The following is a 6,252-nucleotide window of genomic DNA, read 5'->3' as shown; positions in this document are numbered from 1 at the left end:
CGAAGGATATCCCAGCTCGCGAATAGTTGCCGCTGCGCTCCTGCCGTACTTGATGTAGAGCTGAACCGCTCGAACGCGGTCTTCGTATGAATACATGAACTACCTCCAAGGTAGTCCAAGATTTTGTTCGCACCCCCAAAGCGGACATTTCAATCTAGCTACTACAAGGTCGAAATGCGATCATACATATTATGTTAAATGAGATTAATGTCGTAACAAACAATAGCTGCCGGCTCATAGCCACATCGGTACAAACGCCATAATCCCGAACCCCGCCCGTTACCCGTGCGACCGCCAGCCTCATCTCGCACCTTGGCGCCAGCAACTCGTTATATTCTCGTCAAAGGTAGCGCACAGCACGTCGTATGTGCAGAAGACGTCCGCCATCCCCGCATTTCCCGACGCGCTTTTTCACCCGGAGAGAACGAGAAAAATGGACCACGCGCAGTACTTCAACCAAAGCTCGATTCAGGCCGCAAATCTTCGTTTGCACTATCTGTCGCAGTTGCTGCGTGAGCAGACTGGCTCGGTTGTCCAATACGGCATCCTTCGCGGGTATCCCGTCGGCGTCAGTCAATGGGCAGAGGTCGCGGTCGGCGGCTATCTGCTCGGCACCTACGAGATCGCCATTTGCGCGATTCTCGAAGCACTCGGATCACCCGAAAAGGTGCTGGTCGACCTGGGTGCGGCCGACGGGATTTTCGGCATTGGCCTGGTCCGGAACAACGTCTTCGCGCGCAGCCTGTGTTTCGAAATGGACGAGCAGCGGCGCCAGGCGATCCAGCATCGGGCCGCGGAAATGGGGCTGGCGGACCGGGTTACCGTCTACGGCCAGGCCGATCGCAACCTGCCGGCGGTCCTGTCGGAGCACGGCGGAGATCCGGCGGAACGGGTCATCCTGTGCGATATCGAAGGCGCGGAGTTCGAGCTGTTCGACAATGCGCTGCTGGAACAGCTCTCCGGCAGCCACGTCATCATCGAAATTCACGATTTCCTGCATCCCGACCCGGAGCAAGCCGCACGCGCGTTCGATGAATTGAGCCAGCGCGCCGGCGAGCATTTCCACGTGTACGAGATTCGCGACGGGTTGCGGGACATTCGCAACATCCCGTTGCTGCGCCACTGGTCGGACTGGGACGCATGGCTGATGTGCGTCGAGGCGCGTTACCGGATGATGCGATGGCTCTGGCTCGAGCCGAAGAGCCAGCCGCGACGCTCCAGCCACGACATCGATCGCCTGATCCTCGACTACCAGCGCCGGATCTTCGCCTCCTGACGAACCCGGGCCGGCGTGCGCCGGCCCACTGCGCGCCCGGTTGGCGCAACGTCACACACCCCGGACGACGATATCCCACGCGGTATGACACGCCTGCCCCGGCAGCGTGAGCGCGCTGAGCGTGATCCGGTCGCCCTGTTGTGTCGCAACGCTGAGTTTGTGAGGCGCCTGGAGCGACACGCTTTCGCCGTTGCGCGCCAGTCGGGCGCAGGGTGCCGACGGCTGGCCGCTCAGGTAGGACAGCGAGACGTCCAGCACCATGCGTTCGCGTGTCACCTCGAATTCGACCTTGTGCGACGCCCAGGCATTGAGCGCACTGCCCTGTGGATTTCGGAACGACGTCCCCGCGGCAAGACGCGGGACGTTCGGCAGCACGTCCTCGTGCGCGGCAACGAGTGACAGCCCGCTGGCGGCGAGGCGTTCGAGCTGAAGCGTGTCGAGGTCGGCCGGCTGTTCCCGCATGCCGGGTTCGGGTGCCAGCGCGAACGCCTGCCCGTGTCCGATCGCATGCTCGACATCACGAGCCAGATATCGCCAGTGATTCAGGAATCGCACGTCGCCTGTCATGTGCAGGCCACGGATCGGTTTACCCCGATGCTCGAGCAGGATCCGGACCGCATCGAAATCGTGCCGCTCGTGAAGCCCCCATTTCGTGACGAAGTTCTGTTCACAGCCGACGAGTCGAACCTGTCCCAGGCCGCCCCACAAATGCAGGAACGTGGTATCGAGTCCGTGGACCGCGGCAAAGTCCTGGCCGACCCGTCCAGCCTGCTCGCGGACGTACTGCGCAAACCGCGCCCAAGGCGCACGGCCGCCCACGACGAGCCCCGCCTGAAGCGGATGCCCGACCCGATCCAGCACGTCCTGGACGCACTGACGGATCAGCGCGTCCTTCCGCTCGCCGATGATCGGGGACATCACGAATGCGCAGAAATGGGCGTCGGGCGCGACGTGAAGGAGCCCGTCGTCCGGTACGACGTCGAAGATATCGAACTGCGGCCCGGGGAACCAGATATCGGCGTCGTAGAGGGCGAGCGTCTGCAATTCCGGATCGGTGTCGAAGACCGCGGCCGCGGAGATGTAGCGATCCCAGGCAAGGTCGCCGACGCCTGCCCCGACGTAGACTTCGATGCCGTTGTCACGCAGCCGCTGCTGCTTTTCTTCAGACAAGCCATAGCCGATGACGCCGATGCGCCCCCGGTAGTCCGTCGCGCGCAGCGATACGATGAACGGAATGACCATCTCGTACCAGGCTTGCCTGTTGTCGTCGATCGCGAAGGCGACGAGATGGCGGCGGTTGGTCTCGTTGTTGTCGGACGTGCTCATGCGTGTGGGAGGAATGGGTAGTCCGCGTTTGGTATAGATCAGGCTGCAGTCTTTTACGCGCGAGGCCGATTGTCGGGAAGCAATCGGGTGTCTATTTCCGCCATGCGAGAGCGGGAAGAATCAATTCAATGGCTTTTGTATCAGAGCATCGGTTCGTTGAGAAATCGACGCCCGATTGTAATTCAATGAATTCCGGCAGGCCAACCGGGGGCCGTAACGTTCTGTTCGCTCATGTTCGAGTGGATGGGTGACGCTTCGCCATTGTCATCGGTTCAATCCATCCGGTGCCCCGTTCCGGAGCAAGCCCCGTAGATTTGGAACCGACTATGGTCATATTTCGCGCCGGCACGGCAATGCTGTACGCGCTGCCTCCACGCATGCCAACACCGACAAGGTGCCCGATTATTACCACGGCACAATACCCCGCTGCAGCATCAAAATGCGTCGTTACGCCGGACATTTGTCAAATAGCTTGAATGACCGCCAACAGGCCGATGATTTGCCGTACTATCATTCGCCACTCACACGGGCGTCTTCTCATTGCCCTAGATCACGTCGACGCCACAAGCGCATTGAACGACGTATCCCAAAGCGGCGCGACATTGGCCGGCCCATCCAGCACACCGATCCGCGCGAACACATCCGCGACCTGCTGATGCTGCGCCACCACGTCGGGCGTCACCGGCAGCAGCGCATAGTCCTCGCTGCGCTGGTCGAACATCGCGACGAGATCGGCAACCGGCACGCGCGTCTCGCGGTTCTGCACGAGCGCATAGTCGCGGAAATGCCCGTTCGCCCACGCATACGCGCGTCGAAATCGCAGCAGCAGATCGCCCGTCGCCGCACGGCGACGCGCATCGTCGAGCGTGCGCGGGTTCGCATAGACCGGGAAATTGCCCGACAGATAGCCCTTCCCCGTCTTCAACACGCGCGCACCGTAGCGATTGCGCGCGAGCTGGCCGTTGTAGCCGTAGATCGCCCATGCGTCGATGTCGCCGCGGTCGTATGCGGACAATCCGTCGGTCGGCGACAGGTTGATCGGCTGGATGTCGTCGAAGCTCAGGCCCGCCTCCGCGAGCTGGCGATACAGGAAGTAGTGCGACGTCGTCGCACGCACGTACCCGACGCGCTTGCCCTTGAGATCCGCGATGCTGCGGATCGACGTGTCCTTGCGCGCGAGCGTGACCTGGTTGTTCAGGTCTTCGCGCACACGGGTGATGAGCCGCACGTTGGCCTTCTGGCGCGCGGCGAACACGGCCGGAATTTCGCTACCCGAACCAATGTCGAGCGCATCCGCATTGAGCGCCTCGATGTGCAGCACGCCGTTGTTCAGCTCGCGCCAGTCGATCCGGTATGGCGTGTCGGCGAGCCCGGCCGCCTGCAGCAGCGCGGGCCAGCCGCCCTTGTAGGTCGCGACACGCAACGTGGTGCCGGCGAGATCGGCGTTGACGTCGGGCGCCGCGAACGCCGCCTTCGCGGCCCATGGGGCGGCCACGACCGCGGCGCCGGCAAGCAGCAAACGGCGGCGTGCCGCCGAAATTGACGACATCGGATGCTCCTGTGGGTCGATCAAATGGGATGTGAAAACCGCTGCGTCAATGCAGCACCGGAAATCCGTGGCGTTCGGCCAGCAGTTCGAGGATGCGGCGCGCGTCGGTGACGAAACGCACGTCGCCGAGCGTCTGCGCGTCGTCCGGCGCCGGCTGGTCGCGGCCGAGCACGAGGACCGGCAGCCCCTGGTGCGCATCGTCGAGCGCGTCGATTACCGCGTGCCGCGGCCGCTCGAAGCCGACGCGTTTCACGTCGATTCGCTCCGCGCGATCGGGCGCGCTCGCCAGCAGCCCCTCGATCGACAGTCCATGCGGACAGACGAAGCGCCGGCCCGGATGCTTCGGATCGGCAAAGCCCGGTTCAAGCAGAAACAGTACATCGCGACTCATGTCAAACGGCTCCCGTGTTCGTGATTCAGCCGGGACGAACGCGCGCTTGCGCGCCCTTCCGTTCCCGGAGCAGGCCGGCCCGAAGGCGGATGCCCGACTCTACCGTCACCCGTCGCACGGCCCTACCAACGTTTTGCGGAATCGATATGCGGGCGCACGTAGCGCATCGACCGTCCGCTGCACAGCGGACGTTGCGTAAAAACATCGCATGCCGGGATGCATGTCATGCGCACATCGAACGATTTCATCGATCGATATGATGCCGCCCGCCCGTTTCCAGTCCGCGACGTTCGCCGTTCGCGCGATGCGTTCGCCGCAGCATGGGTATCGGACGCGATCGCGACGCAGATGGCTGGTTTGCGGCAACGCACATTGCAAATCGGCCGCGCAGCGATTTGCAAACCACGGATCGACCGTTCGCCGGCGCGACCGTCGTCAATAGCATCGTGATCCTCGCAGAGGTACTCATAAAAACAGAGGATAGTCATGATCAAAAAATCGGTAGTCCTGGGTTTGGTTTCGATCGGTTCGGTCAGCGCGCATGCGCAGAGTTCGGTCACGTTGTACGGTGTCGTCGATGCTGGTTTCGCTTATACGAACAACCAGGGCGGCGCGAGCAACATCCAGCAGACGAGCGGCAAGCTGAGCGGCAGCCGCTGGGGCCTGAAAGGCGTGGAAGATCTCGGCGGCGGCCTGCAGGCGGTCTTCACGCTCGAAAGCGGGTTCCGGCCGAGCGACGGCGGGCTCGGCCAGGGCGGCCGCCTGTTCGGCCGCTCCGCGTACGTGGGCCTCGCCAGCAAGGGGCTCGGCACGCTGACCTTCGGCCGTCAGTACGAACCGATCACCGACCTCGTCGCGCAGTACTCGGGATCCGGCTTCTGGTCGCCGGCCACGCACGTGGGCGACAACGACAACATGAACCAGAGCTTCCGGCTGAACAATGCGGTGAAGCTCCGCAGCGACACGATCGCCGGTTTCACGGCCGACCTGCTCTATGCGTTCAGCAACCAGGCCAACGGCGGCGCAGGCACCGGGTTCTCGAACAACAACGCATGGGGCGCGTCGGCGAACTACGTGAATGGACCGTTGTCGGTGGGCGCCGGCTATGTGCGCTTCAATCATCCGAATGCGACGTCGAATACGAGCGGTGCGGTAGGCGGCGCGACCTCGACCACCGGCAACGACTACAGCGGTGCGTTCTTCTACGGTCTGAACGGCGGCGTGCTCAAGCAGCAGATCGGCGTGGTGGGCGCGAACTACGCGCTCGGCCGTGCGACACTCGGCTTCGCGTGGAGCCACACGCAGCTCGACTATCTCGACGGCTCGTCGCGCAAGTTCAACAACTACGACGTGAATGCGCGTTACCAGATCACGCCGGCGGCCACGCTGATCGGTGTCTATACGTTCACCGACGGCCGTGCGAGCGGCCTGCCGGGCACCAGCGGCCAGACGCTGAAGCCGCGCTGGCACCAGTTCACGCTCGGGTTCGACTACGCGCTGTCGAAGCGCACCGACCTCTACCTGTCCGGCATCTACCAGCTCGCGGCCGGCGACGCGAGTACGGCAACGTCGGGCGGCTATCGCAAGATCGCGGCGATCTCGAACATCGGCAGCGCGTCGTCGACGAACCGCCAGGTCGCGCTCGTCAGCGGGCTGCGCGTGAAGTTCTGACGGCACGCGCATCGGGCGCGGCGCAACGGGGTGCGATAA

The 6,252-nt window shown here is 63.3% G+C and carries 6 protein-coding genes; 2 read left to right on the top strand and 4 right to left on the bottom strand.

Features of this window, described 5'->3' with window-relative positions; translation table 11 throughout:
* Positions 1 to 433: 433 nt before the first annotated feature.
* Entirely contained in the window at positions 434 to 1,276 is an 843-nt protein-coding gene (locus G3N64_RS22020) for a hypothetical protein (protein ID WP_205785806.1), read from the top strand.
* Between the two features lie 51 nt (positions 1,277 to 1,327).
* Here the strand turns inward: G3N64_RS22020 and G3N64_RS22015 are convergent, their stop codons facing one another.
* The 4 genes from G3N64_RS22015 to G3N64_RS22000 form a co-directional block, all read right to left on the bottom strand.
* Entirely contained in the window at positions 1,328 to 2,602 is a 1,275-nt protein-coding gene (locus G3N64_RS22015) for a hypothetical protein (protein WP_205785805.1), read from the bottom strand.
* 550 nt (positions 2,603 to 3,152) lie between these two features.
* Entirely contained in the window at positions 3,153 to 4,151 is a 999-nt protein-coding gene (locus G3N64_RS22010) for an ABC transporter substrate-binding protein (RefSeq protein ID WP_205785804.1), read from the bottom strand.
* 46 nt (positions 4,152 to 4,197) lie between these two features.
* Positions 4,198 to 4,542: a DUF3088 domain-containing protein gene (locus tag G3N64_RS22005; RefSeq protein ID WP_205785803.1), complete on the bottom strand. Its 345-nt coding sequence runs from the start codon at positions 4,540 to 4,542 to the stop codon at positions 4,198 to 4,200.
* A 122-nt stretch (positions 4,543 to 4,664) separates the two neighbouring features.
* Positions 4,665 to 5,030 (bottom strand): hypothetical protein, encoded by a 366-nt coding sequence (locus G3N64_RS22000; protein ID WP_205785802.1) that lies wholly within the window; start codon positions 5,028 to 5,030, stop codon positions 4,665 to 4,667.
* On the opposite strand from G3N64_RS22000, the gene G3N64_RS21995 reads away from it, so the two are divergent.
* Positions 5,029 to 6,213: a porin gene (locus G3N64_RS21995; RefSeq protein WP_205785801.1), complete on the top strand. Its 1,185-nt coding sequence runs from the start codon at positions 5,029 to 5,031 to the stop codon at positions 6,211 to 6,213. The genes G3N64_RS22000 and G3N64_RS21995 overlap by 2 nt on opposite strands.
* Positions 6,214 to 6,252 lie beyond the last annotated feature (39 nt).

The organism is Burkholderia sp. Ac-20344 (assembly GCF_017104975.1).
Lineage (GTDB): Bacteria > Pseudomonadota > Gammaproteobacteria > Burkholderiales > Burkholderiaceae > Burkholderia.
This window is presented reverse-complemented; position numbering and strand designations above follow the sequence as displayed.